General features: G+C 60.6%; 17 protein-coding genes. All 17 read right to left on the bottom strand.

Annotated elements, in window-relative coordinates:
- Positions 1 to 161: 161 nt before the first annotated feature.
- Positions 162 to 1,556 (bottom strand): flagellar hook-length control protein FliK, encoded by a 1,395-nt coding sequence (locus tag GTQ41_RS08045; protein ID WP_047292547.1) that lies wholly within the window; start codon positions 1,554 to 1,556, stop codon positions 162 to 164.
- 106 nt (positions 1,557 to 1,662) lie between these two features.
- Complete coding sequence (locus tag GTQ41_RS08040; RefSeq protein ID WP_047292545.1) at positions 1,663 to 2,010, bottom strand: Hpt domain-containing protein; 348 nt, start codon at positions 2,008 to 2,010, stop codon at positions 1,663 to 1,665.
- A 30-nt stretch (positions 2,011 to 2,040) separates the two neighbouring features.
- Positions 2,041 to 3,744, bottom strand: a complete 1,704-nt coding sequence (locus tag GTQ41_RS08035; RefSeq protein ID WP_047292543.1) for a fused response regulator/phosphatase — start codon at positions 3,742 to 3,744, stop codon at positions 2,041 to 2,043.
- A 5-nt stretch (positions 3,745 to 3,749) separates the two neighbouring features.
- Positions 3,750 to 4,055, bottom strand: a complete 306-nt coding sequence (locus tag GTQ41_RS08030) for an STAS domain-containing protein (RefSeq protein WP_047292541.1) — start codon at positions 4,053 to 4,055, stop codon at positions 3,750 to 3,752.
- A gap of 153 nt (positions 4,056 to 4,208) precedes the next feature.
- Positions 4,209 to 4,661: a flagellar export protein FliJ gene (gene fliJ / locus GTQ41_RS08025; RefSeq protein WP_047292539.1), complete on the bottom strand. Its 453-nt coding sequence runs from the start codon at positions 4,659 to 4,661 to the stop codon at positions 4,209 to 4,211.
- 6 nt (positions 4,662 to 4,667) lie between these two features.
- Positions 4,668 to 6,026: a flagellar protein export ATPase FliI gene (gene fliI / locus GTQ41_RS08020; RefSeq protein WP_047292537.1), complete on the bottom strand. Its 1,359-nt coding sequence runs from the start codon at positions 6,024 to 6,026 to the stop codon at positions 4,668 to 4,670.
- On the bottom strand, positions 6,016 to 6,822 hold the full coding sequence (gene fliH / locus GTQ41_RS08015; protein WP_047292536.1) for a flagellar assembly protein FliH: 807 nt from the start codon (positions 6,820 to 6,822) through the stop codon (positions 6,016 to 6,018). The genes fliI and fliH overlap by 11 nt, the downstream gene beginning before the upstream one ends.
- A 4-nt stretch (positions 6,823 to 6,826) precedes the next feature.
- Positions 6,827 to 7,846 carry a flagellar motor switch protein FliG gene (gene fliG / locus GTQ41_RS08010; RefSeq protein ID WP_007920042.1) on the bottom strand — a complete coding sequence of 340 codons (1,020 nt, stop codon included), beginning with the start codon at positions 7,844 to 7,846 and terminating at the stop codon, positions 6,827 to 6,829.
- A complete protein-coding gene (gene fliF, locus GTQ41_RS08005) occupies positions 7,839 to 9,626 on the bottom strand; it encodes a flagellar basal-body MS-ring/collar protein FliF (protein WP_047292533.1) in 1,788 nt (595 codons plus the stop codon). The genes fliG and fliF overlap by 8 nt, the downstream gene beginning before the upstream one ends.
- 15 nt (positions 9,627 to 9,641) lie before the next feature.
- The gene (fliE, locus tag GTQ41_RS08000) at positions 9,642 to 9,971 is read right to left on the bottom strand and encodes a flagellar hook-basal body complex protein FliE (RefSeq protein ID WP_003222869.1); all 330 of its coding nucleotides are present in this window, start codon (positions 9,969 to 9,971) and stop codon (positions 9,642 to 9,644) included.
- 127 nt (positions 9,972 to 10,098) lie between these two features.
- Complete coding sequence (locus GTQ41_RS07995; RefSeq protein ID WP_047292531.1) at positions 10,099 to 11,490, bottom strand: sigma-54 dependent transcriptional regulator; 1,392 nt, start codon at positions 11,488 to 11,490, stop codon at positions 10,099 to 10,101.
- Between the two features lie 5 nt (positions 11,491 to 11,495).
- On the bottom strand, positions 11,496 to 12,689 hold the full coding sequence (locus tag GTQ41_RS07990) for a PAS domain-containing sensor histidine kinase (RefSeq protein ID WP_179294989.1): 1,194 nt from the start codon (positions 12,687 to 12,689) through the stop codon (positions 11,496 to 11,498).
- 125 nt (positions 12,690 to 12,814) lie between these two features.
- Positions 12,815 to 14,290 carry a sigma-54 dependent transcriptional regulator gene (locus GTQ41_RS07985; protein ID WP_041073001.1) on the bottom strand — a complete coding sequence of 492 codons (1,476 nt, stop codon included), beginning with the start codon at positions 14,288 to 14,290 and terminating at the stop codon, positions 12,815 to 12,817.
- A 172-nt stretch (positions 14,291 to 14,462) separates the two neighbouring features.
- Positions 14,463 to 14,759 (bottom strand): hypothetical protein, encoded by a 297-nt coding sequence (locus tag GTQ41_RS07980; RefSeq protein ID WP_003222861.1) that lies wholly within the window; start codon positions 14,757 to 14,759, stop codon positions 14,463 to 14,465.
- Positions 14,760 to 14,770: 11 nt separating this feature from the next.
- Positions 14,771 to 15,169: a flagellar export chaperone FliS gene (gene fliS, locus GTQ41_RS07975; protein ID WP_027614233.1), complete on the bottom strand. Its 399-nt coding sequence runs from the start codon at positions 15,167 to 15,169 to the stop codon at positions 14,771 to 14,773.
- Positions 15,170 to 15,298: 129 nt separating this feature from the next.
- A complete protein-coding gene (fliD, locus tag GTQ41_RS07970) occupies positions 15,299 to 16,771 on the bottom strand; it encodes a flagellar filament capping protein FliD (protein ID WP_047292526.1) in 1,473 nt (490 codons plus the stop codon).
- An 83-nt stretch (positions 16,772 to 16,854) separates the two neighbouring features.
- A complete protein-coding gene (locus GTQ41_RS07965) occupies positions 16,855 to 17,214 on the bottom strand; it encodes a flagellar protein FlaG (protein ID WP_047292524.1) in 360 nt (119 codons plus the stop codon).
- Between the last annotated feature and the right edge of the window lie 4 nt (positions 17,215 to 17,218).

Here is a 17,218-nt window from a genome sequence, read left to right as displayed (position 1 = left end):
CAGAAGTGTCGGAGCGTTGGAGGAGCGGGATGCATGAATCGATACAAGCCCTGTGGGAGCTGGCTTGCCAGCGATAGCGATTGGTCTGACACATTGGTTCTGAATGTGCCGCCGCCATCGCTGGCAAGCCAGCTCCCACAGGTTTTTGTGAACACCTTGAATCAGGCGTAATAGTCGACGGCGCTGCTGCCGATCACGCTGGTGGTTTGTGCAGCGGCTTCGGCCACGCTCACAGGCGCCAATTCTTCTTCCGCCGAATCCAGACGCCCACCTGCAGCGCTGGTACGGCCGCTCTGACCGTGCTGCGCCTGTTCCTGACCCTGCTGACCCTGCCAGCCACGACTCTGGTCAGAGACGTTGACGTCAACCTGGCCCATGCCCTGCTGGGTAAACATGTCACGCAGGCGATGCATCTGGCCGTCCAGCGCTTCACGCACACTTGGATGTGCGCTCATGAAGGTCACTTGAGTCTGTTGGTCGGGCACCATGTTCACGCGGATGTCCAGGCGTCCCAACTCTGCCGGCTGCAATTGAATATCCGCCGCCTTCAGATTGGCGCTGGACAGGTACATGACGCGGTTGACGATTTCTTCGGTCCAGCCGCTCTGGTGCATGGCGATCGGTTGATTCACCGGCACCGCGTTCGCGGTTTTCGGCGTAGCCGCCTGAGTCAGCGCCGCCAGACGGTTGGCGAAATCATCGACACGGGTGTCGCTGGTGGCAGCCTTCAGATCTTTCAGGCCATCGTCGATCAGACCGCTGAAGGCTTTCTCGCCGTTCTGACTGGTGCTGTCCTTGTCGGCCTGCACATCGAGCATGCTGGCCATGCCAGCGGCGAAATTCTGCGCTGAAGTCAATTCACCGTCGGCCTGGGTCTGTGCCGGCGTAGCTTTGGGTTGTGCCTGGCTGCTGGCGGAAATGTGGCCGCCCTGCTCCATCGCCATGCGCACCGCCGGCAGCGAATCGAGTGGATCGGCCGCCGGGTCGAAAGCGCTATCGGTCGATGCCGCCGGGTCTTTGACCACGGCTGGCGCAACGGTTGCAGCCACGACCGGCGTCTCGGCCTTGACCGGCTCCGGTGTTGCAGCGACTGGCGCGGGCACCGCCGGTGCAGTCACCAGCGGTTGCATGGTTTGCGCCAGCGCCGGATCCAGCGCCGGATCTACCGGGGTGGTGTCTGCCACTGGCGTCTGCGCGCTATCAGCGGCCGCATCGGTGGCGGCCTTGTCAGCGGCCGCCTGATCATCGGATGCAGTCGAAGCGGTCTTGTCGGCAGGCAAGGCATTGCCGCTATCGGCAACGGCCGGTTGTGTGGCGGCAGACTTGTCCTTGCCGAAATCTTTCTTGTCGCTGTTGTCGGCAACCTTGTCGCGCGAAGGTTTCAGCGAACTGTCAGCGCTCGCCAGCGATTTTTTCGGGCCTTGATCGGCGAACACCTGAGCGAAGCTTGAGGCCTTGTCCCCGGTGTCTGCGGCCATGACCGGCGCTTTGGCAGCAGCGGCTTGCGCCTTGGCCTGGGCGGCAGATTGAAGAAGAACATTGGGGGTCGCAGGCATGACACGGTCTCCGCTGCACTGGGATCGTAGGTACAGTTGACGGGGATTATTGCAAGTGTCGGGCCAGTTTTGTCCGGCGCTGGCGAAAAGCGCCGGACGGCAGGATTCAATGCGTGATGGCGTGCTGGCGTTCGTCTTCGTATACAGGTCGCACATCGGCAAATTCGCTGCTGATGTCCGCCACCAGATCGACGATTTCGGCGGGACTTTTGTTTCTGGCGTCCGCCTCGAGCGCCTGACAGAGCGTCGCCAGTCGCACAGCACCCATGTTGCTGGCGCTGCCCTTGAAACTATGGGCGACCTCGGCCAACACCTTGGCGTCGGCGGTCTTTTGCAATTGATGCAAGCGACTTTCAGAATCGGTCAGGAAGGTATCCAGCAAATCCGGATAGCTGTCTTCCATCACTTCGCGCAACGCATCGAGTACTTCGCGATCCACATGTTGGTCAGTCACTTGTTCACTCCTTGATCAAGAATCGGCGAATTATGCCCTAACCTCCCAGAAAAACTCTACGCAAGCACTGCGACCTTCGTCCGACCAACTGGCGTTATGCCCCAATTGCCGGATCAAGCTGACGCCGCGCCCCGACAGACGGACGCCGTCCAGCGGTCGCTCCATCACGCGCGCCACGTCAAACCCCTTGCCGCTGTCCTCGACGCGGATGACCAGGCAACCACCGGCACCTTGCGGCCTGACTTGCAAATGCACGCGCACATAACCGTCCTGCAACGCCTCGAGTCGTGCATTGCGCTGCTCGTAGTAGCGAGCGAATCCGGCCGCATCACGCTTGAGGCTGGAATCGAGTCCCAGCACGCCATGCTCCAGTGCGTTGGAATACAGCTCGGCAAGCACGCTGTAGATTGCGCCACCCTGGGTGCGCAAGCCATGTACTTCCAGTAACAATTGCAGCAAATATGGCAACGGATTGAAGCGTTTGAGCGTCGCACCGCGAAACTCGAAGCTTACCGACCAGTCCAGCGGACAGGATTGGCCACTGTCGGAATACACCGGCGCCGACGGCACCACCTGCGCCGCCTCCAGCAGACTGATCTCGACCATGCTCACATCGTCGCGGGGCTCGCCACGAAATGCGTGCAAGGCCTGTTCGATCTCGACGAACAGATTGTCCGGTTCACGATTGGCGGCAAACAGTTGCTGCAAACGCTCGACACCAAACAACCGGTCATCGGCGTCAGTGGTATCGATCACGCCGTCTGACAGCAGGAACACTCGGTCCCCTGCCGCCATGGCCTGCACTTCGGTGCGATCGTCGAATGCCTGCGGGCTGAGCACCCCCAGCGGTAAATGCCGCGCCGGCAGCGGCAGCCGTTCGCCCGTGGCGATCCGGTGCAGATAGCCATCGGGCATGCCGCCGTTCCACACCTCCACAGTACGGCGCTGAAAGCTCAGGCAAAGCATGGTCGCGCAGCAGAACATGTCCACCGGCAGGATGCGCTTGAGCTTGGCGTTCATCTCGCGCAGGGTTTCGGCCAGGCCGTAACCTTTGGCCGTCATGCCGTAAAACACTTCGGCCAACGGCATCGCCCCCACCGCCGCCGGCAGACCGTGGCCGGTGAAATCACCGAGCAGTACATGCATGTCGCCGGCCGGCGTGTAGGCCGCCAGCAGCAGGTCGCCGTTGAACAATGCATAGGGCGATTGCAGGTAGCGAATATTCGGCGCGCTCAGGCAACCCGAATGCGCGACCTTGTCGAACACCGCTTTGGCCACGCGCTGTTCGTTGAGCAGGTAATCGTGATGTTTGGCAATCAGGTCGCGCTGCTGCAGCACCGTGGCCTGCAAACGACGCAAGCGATCCATCGCCTTGATTTTGGCGGCAAGGATTACCTGGTTGTACGGCTTCGCCAGAAAGTCGTCGCCGCCCGCCTCCAGACAGCGCGCCAGCGCTTCGCTTTCGGTCAGCGAGGTCAGGAAGATGATCGGCACCAGGGTTTCCCCCGCCAGCGCCTTGATCTGTCGCGCCGCTTCGAAGCCATCCATCACCGGCATCATTGCGTCCATCAGCACCAGGTGCGGCGGCTGGCGCCGAAACACTTCCAGCGCTTCGGCGCCATTGGCGGCGGTCAGCACTTCATGCCCCTGACGCCGGACGATGGTCGACAACAGTAACCGGTCGGCGGCGCTGTCTTCGGCGATCAGGATCGTCAGCGGCTCTTGTGCCTGCATGACCGTCAACTGATGTCGAACAGTTTGTCGAAGTTGGAGATGGCGAGAATCTTGCGCACGTCGGAGTTGCTGTTGACCACCCGCACGTCCGAGTCGTCGCCGCCGGCGTGATCGCGCAGCAGGAGCAGCATGCCCAGCGCGGAGCTGTCTAGGTAGGTGGCATCCTTCAGATCGACCACGATGGAGTCAGGCTTGTGGTTAAGCCGCTCATAGGCCTCGCGAAATTCCTGATGGCGCCCGAAATCGAACCGCCCCCTGACCGAAATCGTCAGTTTTTGGCCATCCGGAGAGACTTCTGTAACGACTGACATTGACTGGCTTCCTTGTCATTGACGAACGTGTACAAGGTTTAGCACTTGGACAGGGTTGGGGCAAGGCTGGAAGCCAGATCAAAAGATCGCAGCCTTCGGCAGCTCCTACATCAATCACCTGCAGGAGCTGCCGAAGGCTGCGATCTTTTGACATTATTCAAGAGGATCGTGCCGCGGCAAACGCTGCGACAACTCGTCCAGTAATCTCTGCTCGCGCTTGTCTTCGAGGCGTTGCGCCTCTTCGCGGTAGCGCTGCACCAGTTTGCGCAGGCCTTCGACCTTGGCGAACGCCTGCTGCCAAGCGTCTCGCGCCTTGATCAGGTTGTTCTGGTGCCAGACCAGGCTTTGCCGCTGCTGGTCGATCGCAGTGTCCAGTTGCGCGAGAAAGCCGTGATACCCCAGCAGCCATTGTCCGGAAACCCCGTCGCTGCCACGTACGATCCACTGCTCCTGATAATCCAGACGAAAGGCGTCGAGGTCGGCGAGTTTGCTTTCAGCCACCTTGACCTGGCCCTGAAAGTATCCCAGACGCTGGACGGCAGTTTTTTCGGCCTGTTCGGCCATTTCCACCACCGGTGCCAGACGTGCGGCGCGACTCACGGCCATGGCCGGTTACCCGCCCGCCGCAGGTGCGAACAGGGTTTCCAGATAGGCCTGGCTTTCGCCCATATTGATCTTGTCGTTCAGCCCCTGCCGCTGGTAGCGGGTCAATTGCGGCTGCAGATTGATCGCCAGATCGGTCTCGCGGTCACCACCGGCGACGTAAGCGCCGACGCTGATCAGATCGCGGCTCTGCTGATAGCGTGACCACAGCTGTTTGAAGTACTGCGCACGCTGCATGTGTTCCGCCGAAACCACCGCCGGCATCACCCGGCTGATCGACGCTTCGATGTCGATGGCCGGATAGTGCCCTTCCTCGGCCAGCCGCCGGGACAACACGATGTGGCCGTCGAGCACGCCCCGCGCCGAGTCGGCAATCGGGTCCTGCTGGTCATCGCCTTCGGACAACACGGTGTAGAACGCGGTGATCGATCCCCCGCCCTTTTCCGCGTTACCGGCGCGCTCCACCAGTTTCGGCAGTTTGGCGAACACCGAGGGCGGATAACCCTTGGTCGCTGGCGGCTCGCCGATGGCCAGGGCGATTTCCCGCTGGGCCTGGGCGAAACGGGTCAGCGAATCCATCAGCAACAGGACGTTCTTGCCCTTGTCGCGGAAATACTCGGCGATGCGCGTGCAGTACATGGCCGCGCGCAGACGCATCAGCGGCGCATCGTCCGCCGGCGAGGCGACGACCACCGAACGCTTGAGGCCTTCTTCACCGAGGATGTGCTCGATGAACTCTTTCACTTCGCGACCCCGCTCACCGATCAGGCCGACGACGATAATGTCGGCCTCGGTGAAGCGGGTCATCATGCCCAGCAGCACCGATTTACCGACACCGGTACCGGCGAACAGCCCCAGACGCTGACCACGCCCGACCGTCAGCAATCCGTTGATGCAACGGATGCCGACGTCCAGCGGTTCGTGGATCGGGTCGCGGTTGAGCGGGTTGATTGTCGGGCCGTCCATCGGCACCCAGTCTTCAGCCTTCATCCCGCCCTTGCCGTCCAGCGCGCGTCCGGCGCCGTCGAGTACGCGACCGAGCATGCTCATGCCCATCGGCAAACGACCGGTTTCCGCCAGCGGTACCACACGGGCGCCCGGGGCAATGCCGGCGACGCTGCCGACCGGCATCAGGAAGACTTTGCTGCCGGAAAACCCCATGACTTCCGCTTCCACCTGGGACGGGTGATAGCTGTCGTCATTGATCACCAGGCAACGTGTGCCCATGGCGGCGCGCAGACCTTCGGCTTCGAGGGTGAGGCCGACCATGCGCAGCAGACGGCCTTCAAGAATCGGCGCGCCAGCGATGTCAGTGGCGTCGGCGTAGGTGCTGAGGCGCTTGGCGAAACTGGTGCGTTCAAGGCGCATCGGGGGTGTCCGCGAGCGGCGCTTGCGGCGCAGCCGCTGATGGGCTTTCTTCAGGAATGTCCAGACTCAGATCCGGCGCAGCCGGGTGCAGAGACTGTTCGTGCAATTGGTCAAACAGCTTGCCCATGACCTGGGTGATGCGGGTTTCAATGCTCGCGTCGATGCGGCTGTGCGCGGTTTCAACCCGGCAGCCACCGGGCATCAGCGACTCGTCCTCGACGATGCGCCAGGTTTCTTCATGGCGTTCGCGCAAGGCCTTGGCCTGTTCGAAGTCCTGCGGATTGACGTACAGGCGCACGTTGTCCACGCCCAACGGCAGCAACTTGAGCGCATCGCGCATGACGTGTTCGATCTGGCTGGAATCGATCGCCAGTTCGCGCTTGATCACCTGTCTGGTGATGTGTTGCACGAGGTCAACCAGCGACTTTTCGATCTGCGTGTCTTGCTCGGCAATCGGCTCGAACAGGTGGGTCATCAGTTGCTCGAGGCTGGCCAGTTTTGCCGCCAGCGCCACTTCGGCTTCCTGACGCACTTTGAGCGTGGCGCTGTGAAAACCTTCCTTCTCACCGATGCCAAAGCCCTCGTTGTAAGCCTCCTGACGGATGCTTTCGAGTTCTTCCAGAGTCAGTGGCTGGACTTCCTCCAGCGGCACTTCTTCCATTTCCGGCGGTTCGGGCTCCGGTTCCGGCTCGGGTTCCGGTTTCGGCGGATCGAAGCTGGGCAACGCCCAGGATTCGAAACCACGGACATCGCGGGCGCGGATCAGGTCCGTCACTGACTCGTCATGCTTGTCCATGGGCTTAGATCATTTCCTCGCCGCCCTTGCCACCGAGCACGATCTCGCCGGCTTCGGCCATACGACGGGCAATGGTGAGGATTTCTTTCTGCGCGGTTTCCACGTCGCTGACGCGCACCGGGCCTTTGGCTTCGAGGTCGTCGCGCAACAGTTCGGCCGCACGTTTGGACATGTTCTTGAAGATCTTCTCTTTGACGCCTTCGTCCGAGCCCTTGAGGGCCAGTACCAGCACGTCCGAGGACACTTCGCGCAACAGCGCCTGGATGCCGCGGTCGTCGACGTCGGCCAGGTTGTTGAACACGAACATGAGGTCTTCGATCTGACCGGACAGGTCTTCGTCGACTTCGCGGATCGAGTCCATGAGCTGGCCTTCGATCGAGCTGTCGAGGAAGTTCATGATGTCCGCCGCACGCTTGATGCCACCCAGGGTGGTGCGCGAGGCGTTCGAGTTGCCGGAGAACTGCTTCTCGAGAATCTGGTTCAGCTCTTTCAGCGCAGCCGGCTGCACGGTGTTCAGCGACGAAACGCGCAGGATGATGTCCAGGCGCACCTTGTGGTCGAAGTTGCCGAGCACTTCACCGGCCTGATCCGGGTCGAGGTAGGCGACGACGATGGCCTGGATCTGCGGGTGTTCGTAACGGATCACATCGGCAACGGCGCGCGGCTCCATCCATTTCAGGCTGTCGAGGCCGCTGGTGTTGCCACCGAGCAGGATGCGGTCGATCAGGCCGTTGGCCTTGTCTTCGCCCAGCGCCTGGGTGAGCATTTTGCGCACGTAGTCGTCGGAGCCGACGCCGAGGCTGGTCTGGTCGCCGACGATGTCGACGAACTCGCTCATGACCTGCTCGACCTGCTCGCGATGGACGTTGCCCATCTGAGCCATGGCCACACCCACCCGCTGAACCTCTTTCGGGCCCATGTGGCGCAGCACTTGCGCGGCATCGGTCGAACCCAGGGACAGCAGCAGAATCGCGGCTTTGTCGACCTTGTTCAGTTTGACGGTTGCGGCTCGGTTATCACTCATCTGCGTTAATCCACTCTTTCACGACCTGAGCCACGCGACCCGGATCCTCGGCCACCAAGCTCTTGATTGCATTCAGTTGTGCGTCATAACCCTCACTCGGGCTCGGCAACAGAATGCTCTGCGGACCACCGAGGCTCACGCGGTCGTTGGCCAGGTCGCCGTCCAGGCCGCCCATGCCACCGAGTTCCACGTCGCTGCCCAGACCGGCCAGCTCCTTGCCTTTGCCGCCACCGGTGATGTTGTTCAACACCGGACGCAGCACACCAAACACCAGCACCAGAATGAACAACACACCCAGTACTTGTTTGACGATGTCCCAGAACCATGGCTGGGAGTAGAACGGAATATCGGCAACCACTTCACCGCGTTCGGCGGAGAACGGCATGTTGATCACGCTGACGCTGTCACCACGGCTGGCATCAAAGCCAACGGCGTCCTGCACCAGACGGGTGAAGCGCGCCAGTTCATCGGCGCTCCATGGCGCGCGGGTGGTTTCCCCGTTGGCCGCATTGACCTTGACCTGATCATCGACCACCACCGACACCGAAAGACGATTCAGGCGACCCTGCTGCTGCTTGGTGTGGCTGATGGAACGGTCCAGTTCGAAGTTCTTGGTGGATTGTTGACGCTTGTCCGCCGGGTACGGTGCGAGCATTGGCTGGCCGGTGGCCGGGTCCATGATCTGCTGACCGTTGGCATCCACCAGTGGCTGACCGGGTTGAACCATGCCGGTAGAGCCTTGCGCGCCACCGGTGGTTTGCGGTGCCGAGGCCGGCGCCGGCGGCTGGTTGCTCAGCGCCCCCGGGACACCTTGCGGACCATTGCTGGCGGTGCGTTGCTCATTGACCGACTGCTCGCTGCGCAACGCAGGCTGGTCCGGGTTGAACTGCTCGGCGGTCGATTCGACGGCACTGAAATCGATGTCGGCCGAGACTTCAGCCTTGTAGCGATCGTTACCCAGCACCGGCTGCAGAATGTTGTGCACGCGCTGAGTGAGCATGCTTTCCATGCGGCGGCTGTAATCGAACTGCTTGCCGGCCATGGTCATTTCGGAGTTCTCCGCCTGATCGGAGAGCAGATTGCCCTTCTGATCGACGACGGTGATCTGCGATTTGCTCAGTTCAGGCACGGAAGTCGCCACCAGGTTGATGATCGCCACCACCTGACCCGGCTCCAGCGAACGTCCGGAGTACAACTCGACCAGAACCGAAGCGCTTGGCTTGCGCTCATCGCGCACGAACACCGAGCTCTTCGGAATCGCCAGGTGCACGCGGGCGCCCTTGACGTTGTTCAGGCTGGAGATGGTGCGTGCCAGTTCGCCTTCGAGGCCGCGACGGTAACGGGTCGCTTCCATGAACTGGCTGGTGCCCAGCCCCTGTTCCTTGTCGAGGATTTCGAAACCGATGTTGCCGTCGCTGGGAGTGACACCAGCGGCCGCGAGTTTCATCCGCGCACGGGACAGATCGTCAGCCTTGACCAGCAAGGCGCCGGAGTTCGGCTCGACGGTGTAAGGGATGTCGGCGGAGGCCAGGGTGTCCATGACCTGCTTGGCGTCCATGCCGGCAAGGCTGCCGTACAACGGACGGTAATCCGGCTGCTGCGACCACAGCACCACGGCAAAGCCAATCGCCACGCTCGCAGCCAGGCCGACCAACAGGCCCACCTGACGCAGCATGGTCATCTCGGAGAGGTTTTCCAGAAAGGACAGGCCGAACAGCGGCGGTTTGCCGTCTATCGGGGTGGCCTTGGCCGGAACGTTATCGGCGACTGCTTCTGCCATGACTCAATCTCGTCCTTAAACCGGCATCTGCATGATGTCTTGATAAGCCTGAACCAGTTTGTTGCGCACCTGGGTCAGAGCCTGGAACGACACGCTGGCTTTTTGCGAGGCGATCATCACGTCGGTCAGGTCAACGCCGCTTTTGCCGATTTCAAATGCGTTGGCCAACTGAGTCGAAGCCTGCTGGGTATCGCTGACTTTGTTGATGGCCTGACCGAGCATGTCGGAAAAGCTGCTGCCTGCCAGTTCAGGGACGGCGGCAGTCGATTTCGGCGTGGCCATGGCGTCCATTTTCATGGCCTTCATGTCCATCATCAACCGATTAAATTCAATACCTTGGCTCATGGTCTACTCTCTTGGGCGGCCCGCAATTTTTTGACACTCACTCGGCGGGTATGCAGGTATTAGCAACAAGGGTGCCAGCTATCGGGCAGCCTTTCAGAAAAGCACTTTCAAACATTCGCTCCACCGCTCACGTGGCGAACAGATAGCCTTCGACGTCCATCCCGGCATCGCGCATTTGCGCCAGCTTGTAGCGCAGGGTTCGCGGGCTGATACCGAGTTTTTCCGCTGCTTCCTTGCGCCGGCCGCGTTCGGTGCGCAGGGTATCGATGATCATCTGAAACTCCCGGCGCCGCAGGTCATCGCCCAGCGCACCGGCGGATTCAGCCTCGACTTCGATCTCGCGCACCAGCGGCTGCACCGGCACGACGGACGGCGCAGTACCAAACGTCACCGCGCCCGTCAGGCAGAAATCCTGGGGCTGGATCAAACCGCCCTGCTGCAGAATCAGCGCCCGTTGAATGGCGTTATCCAGCTCACGCACATTGCCCGGCCACGGATAACCAGTGAGGCAAACCTGGGCTTCTGGCGACAGCTTCGCCGGAGCGTGCTTCATTTTATTGACGTGTTTGTTCAGCAACCGCTCGGCCAGCGGCAAGATATCGGCAGTGCGCTCGCGAAGTGGACGCCACGCCAGAGGAAAAACCGACAGACGGTAAAAAAGGTCTTCACGGAAGCGCCCCGCCGTCACTTCGCCAGCCAGATCGCGGTTGGTGGTCGCGACCACGCGAATATCCAGCGCGATCGGCTTGCGCGCACCGACACGCTCGACTTCACGCTCCTGCAGCACCCGCAGCAACTTGGCTTGCAGGCCCAGGGGCATTTCGGAAATCTCGTCGAGCAGAAGGGTGCCGCCATCGGCTTGTTCAAACTTGCCGGGTTGCGCCGCGATGGCGCCGGTGAATGAGCCTTTCTCGTGACCGAACAGCGTGGCTTCAAGCATGTTGTCAGGAATCGCCGCGCAGTTGATCGCGATGAACGGCTGGCTCGCACGGTGAGATTGCTGGTGGATGTAACGCGCCAGTACTTCCTTGCCGGTACCGGACTCGCCGGAGATCAACACTGTGGAATCGCTGCGCGCCACCCGCGCCGCCAGGTCGAGCAACTGCGCACTGGCCGGCTCGACCGCCACCGGCCCGTCGCTATCAGCCACACTGACACAGCCCAGCGCATGCCGCGAAACCAGGTCCAGCAGAGCCTTGGGCTCGAACGGCTTGACCAGATAATCCGCCGCTCCCTGGCGCATCGCATCGACCGCTCGCTCCACCGCGCCATGTGCGGTCATCAGCAGTACCGGTAGTTGCGGCTGCCGGGCGCGCAACAGTCCAAGCAGTTGATGGCCGTCCATGCCGGGCATGTTGACGTCACTGACCACCAGACTGAACGCTTCGCGCTCAACCGCTTGCAACGCCTCTTCGGCGCTGCCGACCGCGTGGTAGTCGTGGCCTGCCAGCAACAGCGTGTCGGCCAGCGCTTCGCGCAACGAGCGGTCATCCTCGACCAGCAAAACCTTGATGCCCATGACGTTTACTCAGCTCCCTGTACAGCGGAAAACAGCGGCAGGATCACCTGCGCGCACGTGCCGCGCCCGACGCGCGAACGCAGCCGCAATTCTCCCTGATGTGCCCGGGCCACAGCCTTGACCACGGTCAGACCAAGCCCGGTGCCGGTGACTTTGGTGGTAAAAAATGGCTCGCCGAGACGTTCGAGCACCACCGGATCTATACCGCTGCCGCTGTCGCTGACGCACAGGCGCAGGCTGTTGTCGCGGGTGTAGCAATGCACTTTCAGGCGTACGTTGCCGTCACTGGCCTGAATCGCGTTTTCGATCAGATTGAGAAGGGCCCCGACCAGCGTGTCGCGGTTGCACAGCAATTCGCCGGCATGACTGTCGCACTGCCAGCGAATGGGCAAATCCTGCACATGAGTCAGCGCCGCCGCCTGCAGCGATTGCATCAAGGCATTGGGGGTGATGCGATCGGTCAGCGGCAACTCGCCCCGGGCGAACACCAGCATGTCGCGCACCTGATGCTCCAGCTCGTGCAAACGCTCTTTGAGGCGGCCAGCGAAACGCTGCTGGGTGGCGACCGGCAATTCCTGCTCAGTCAAATGACTGGCGTAGAGCAAAGCGGCGGACAACGGCGTGCGGATCTGATGAGCCAGCGAGGCGACCATCCGTCCCAGCGATGACAGACGCTCATGGCGCGCCAGTTGATCTTGAAGGTGGCGGGTTTCTGTCAGGTCGTTGAGCAGCACCAACTGCCCCGGCTCGGCATCCAGCGAGCGGGTGGCAATCGACAGTCGCCGACCGTTTTTCAGAGAGATTTCATGACCGTCGTCCTCGCGCGGGGCGAAGCAACGGGCGATCACGTGGCGCCACAACTCGCCTTCCAGCGGCAGCCCCAACAACTCAATGGCCGCCGGATTGGCCTCGCGAACCATGCCATGGCCGTCAATGACGATGACGCCACCGGGCAACAGATCAAGGAGGTTCTGCAGGCGGTTGGCCAAACGCTCTTTTTCGGCCAGCTCCTGCATGCGCTGGGCACTGACCACCGCCAACTCGCCTTTGAGCTCAGTGACCCGGGCTTCAAGCATGCTGTAGGAGTCGGTCAACTGGCTGGACATCTGATTGAACAGCGCGAACGCCTGTTCAAGACCCTGACGGCTCGCCTGCTCTACGGAAGACGATTGCCCCTCGGCATTGGAGGCAGATGACATCTGGGCGTGGGGCATTGTGTTCTCTCGCTTGGCTGACCGTCAGTTAAACGGAACGTTGCGAGGGACGTAGCAATACCCGTGCCTAAAAAAAACTGCTTATAAATGAAGACGTTAAAAAACAGGCGTCAATCATCCGCCTGTTCATCACCTTCACGCCGGCTCATGCCGTACTTGCGCATCTTCTCCACCAGCGTGGTTCGACGAATGCGCAGGCGTTCGGCGGCACGCGCCACAATGCCATTGGCATCGTCCAGCGCCTGCTGGATCAGACCCTGCTCCAGACCACCGAGGTAGTCTTTGAGGTCCAGACCTTCCGGCGGCAGCAGAGCGTTGGCGGTGAAGTCCGGGGTATGACCGTTGATCGCCACGCGCTCTTCGAGATCGCTGCGCAGACTGTCGACCATCTGCTCGTCTTCATCATCGACGTAGCGGAACTTCTTCGGCAACTCGACCACACCGATGACCCCGTACGGGTGCATGATCGCCATGCGCTCCACCAGGTTGGCCAGCTCGCGGACGTTGCCCGGCCAGCCGTGACGGCACAGCGACATGATCGCTGCCGAGTTGAAACGGATCGAACCGCGCTTTTCGTGCTCCATGCGCGAGATCAGTTCGTTCATCAGCAGCGGGATGTCTTCAACGCGCTCACGCAACGGCGCCATCTCGATCGGGAACACATTCAAGCGATAGTAGAGGTCTTCGCGGAAGGTGCCGACCTCGATCATGCTTTCGAGGTTCTTGTGGGTCGCGGCAATGATGCGTACATCGACGCTCTGGGTCTTGTTGCTGCCCACACGCTCGAAGGTACGCTCCTGCAGCACGCGCAACAGTTTGACCTGCATCGGCAGCGGCATGTCGCCGATTTCATCGAGGAACAGCGTACCGCCGTTGGCCAGTTCGAAACGTCCGGCGCGGCTGGTGATCGCGCCGGTGAAGGCGCCCTTCTCGTGGCCGAACAGTTCGCTTTCCAGCAGCTCGGCCGGGATCGCCCCGCAGTTGACTGGCACGAATGGCGCGTCGCGACGTTTGGAGTGGTAATGCAGGTTGCGCGCAACCACTTCCTTGCCGGTGCCGGACTCGCCGAGGATCAGCACACTGGCGTCGGTATCGGCCACTTGCTGCATCATCTGACGGACATGCTGGATCGCCCGGCTGGTGCCGACGAGGCTGCGGAACAGATTGGGTTCGCGATGACGGCCGCGCTCGCGGGCCTGGTCGTACATCTCGCGATAGACCTGGGCACGGTGCAGGGAGTCGAGCAGCTTGCTGTAGCTGGGTGGCATTTCCAGCGTCGAAAGCACCCGGCGGCGCTGGTCTTCCGGCAGGTCGACGGAAGAATTATCGCCCATCAGCAAAACAGGAAGGAACTCATCCCATGTCGAGAGTGTCTTTAACAAGCCCAACAGTGCACCCGGAGCATTTACCGTCCCGATCAGTACACAGATGACTTCACGACTTGATGACAAAGAGCCGACAGCCTGCTGCCAGTCATGGCTGCCGCAGGGTAAATTTTCTTCGCCGAGAAAATTTAAAATCACCGCCAGGTCGCGGCGGCGGACGCTATCGTCATCGATCAGCAGAATTTTGGTTTCACGCCACATGCAATAGCAACTTCCCTAGTCAACTCAATGCCCGAAAAATGGGGCAAGCGAGACGCTTGCAGGACACCTTGTGCCTGTAGACGCCTGAAATCTGAAAACAGCCACTAGTTAAGTCAAAAAACCGTGCACAGTCAAATTTATGGCGCACATGTCTGGATTAACTGGGGGTTAATTAACCAAACAGATGGTAAACCTTTGCCGCCTTTTGCGCTTGGGTGATCTGCGACATCTCGTTGGCTATCGCCTGCCGCTCACCCATCGCCGCCTCCAGAAGCTCCTTGTAGACGTGGAGCAGCTCCTCAAGGTTATTGCGCAGGGCCTCCTCATCCAGCGAGGCCTCGGCCATGACGTCTTCCATGCAGGATCGGCAAGCCAGATCCAGCTCGCCAATGGCTTCCCAGTTGCGTTCGGCCAGCGCACTGACCAGCGCTTCACGGGTGTCGGCGATTCGCTGCAATACAAGACTCATGGTGCTCTCCTTCAAAACTGCGGAGCAGGCTCGGGGGCGATGGCATCCCAGCCTTCTTTGACCGTGCTCAGCAAGCCGGCAACCTCATCGAGAATGCGCGGATCGCTGTTGATGTTGGCCTCGGCGAGGCGCTTCATCATGTAGATGTACAGCCCGTCCAGATCGGCCAGTTCATCGGCACACTTTTCCAGGTCCAGACCTTCACGCAGCCCGCTGACAATGCCAATGGCCTTGCTGATCGAGGTGCACTTGCCAGGAATGTCCTTGCGCTCGATGGCACCCTTGGCCTGAGCGATGCGGGCCAGCCCGCCTTCCATCAACATTTGTACCAGACGGTGCGGACTCGCCTCGGAGGTCTGGGCGTGCGCGCCGACTTTCTGATATTGCCGAAGGGCTAACATTGGGTTCATGTTCTACCTCATTGCCACAATGACTCGTATAACCAGTGTATCGCCAACGAATCACAGAACTTTAGATCAAAAGACAAAAACCCGGCGCACGCCGATAAAGCGTAGCCGGGTTTTTGTCGTTCTTGCAGGTTACTTCGCGGATTGCTGAGCGTTCAGCGAGCTGAAGAACGACGTGATGTTACTGGCCGTCGCTTTCATCTGCCCTACCAGCAAGTCCATGGCGTTGTACTTGGCCGTCAACGTCTTGGTCAGGTTGGCCACACGCAAATCCAGCGCCAATTGCTGACTGGTCAGGCTCTTGGTGTTGTTGTTCAGGATGGACATGCGCTGATCAAGCAGGCCTACGGCAGTAGGTGCGCTACCGGCAGGTGCCTTCAGATACGGGTCCACCGCCTTGTTCATGCGCGCCAGCAGACCGTTGGTATCGTTAGTCCCGGTGAACATCTGCTGCACCTGGCCAGCCTTCCCGGGCTGAGCCATGGTTTTGGTGAACGCAGCAGTATCAAACGTCAGGTTGCCGGTGTTGCGATCGGTCATCACACCGATCTCCGACAGATAGGACAAAGAACCCTCTGCACCAGCACCAGGAGCAGTCAACTGGCCACGGATGTCGGAGATCAGCGAGCGCGGCAACGAGTCACCGGTGAAAGCGGCCTGCACCGTCAGTTTGCCATCGGCGTCCGGTGTTGCCTTGGACAGGGTGTCGATGGTGGTCTTCAGGGTGTTGTAGGCGTCAACAAACGCCTGAACCGAAGCCTGCAGCCCTTTGGTGTTGGTATCGACGCTGACAACGGTCGGCGTGGCAACGCCACCAACGACAGGGCTGACAGTGGTCAGATTCAGGGTCAGGCCGCTGATTGCACCACTGACCGTGTTACTTTTGCTGGAAACCTGCAGGCCGTCGATGGTCACCTTGGCATCTTGTGCAAGGCCATTGACGTTGCCCGAGGCGCCTGCCGCCGGATTAGTACCCATCGACTGAGTACCGTCGATCTCCAGACCGGCGATCCCGCTGACAGAGAGATCGGTACCCGCGCCAGTCTTGTTGGAGCTGATCACCAGGCGCGAAGCACCACTGCTGTCAGTCACGATGTTGGCAGAAATGCCATTGGCGCCCTGAGCCGTGTTGATCGCATCACGCGTGCTCTGCAAGGTCGCATTGGCCGGGATCGTGACATTGTAATCAGTGCCATTCTGACTGATTTTCAGGGTACCACTCGGAATGGCACTGGCAGCACCGCCGGCGAAAGAAGCGCTGGCAACTTTCGAGCCAGTGGCCAATTGGTTGACAACAACGTTGTAAGTCCCCGACACCGCAGTGTTATCGGAGGTGGCGCCGAGAATCGCTGTGTTGCTCGAGGTCGCCGTGAAGCCGGCAAATGCCGGGTTGGTCTTGCTGCCCAGGTTGGTCATCGCCGTCTGGTACGCGGTCAGCGCACTCTTCAACGTGCCGACACCGGAAATCTTCAGGGTATTGGTCTTGGTCGCGGAATCGATCTGCGTCTGTTTCGGCGACTTGTCGGCGTTGACCAGCGCGGTCACGATCGCGCCGATGTCCAGGCCGGAACCCAGTCCGGAACCCGGTAGAATTGGACTTGCCATGTGCATCTCCCTTCAGATTGTTGCCAGACTTTTGACCCATCCAGGCGTCATTCAAGAAAGACAAACACTATTCATGCCAGCTATCAGACTTTGGCGTCGAACAACACATGGCTTGCGTTGGCGAGGCTGTCTGCGAGCTTGAGTGCTTCTGCGGAGGGGATCTGGCGTACGACCTCACCCGTCTCGCTTGCGATCACCTTGACGATGACCTTGCCAGAGTGCTCGTCGATCGAGAACTCCAGGTTACGCTTGATCGATTGAACGAACTTCTCGATCTCTTGCACGGCCAGTTTCAACTTGGCGTCATCCGTTTGCTGACTTTTCCTGTCAGCGACCGGAGCGTCGGCCGATGCAACTTTTGGCGTCTCCGACGGCTTGTCAGCAACAGGCGTCGCTGGCTTGGGAGCCGGATAAGACACGTTAAGCTTTACGCTCATGTCCATGCTC

Source organism: Pseudomonas sp. AN-B15 (assembly GCF_019056475.1).
Classification (GTDB): Bacteria; Pseudomonadota; Gammaproteobacteria; order Pseudomonadales; family Pseudomonadaceae; genus Aquipseudomonas; species Aquipseudomonas parakoreensis.
This window is presented reverse-complemented; position numbering and strand designations above follow the sequence as displayed.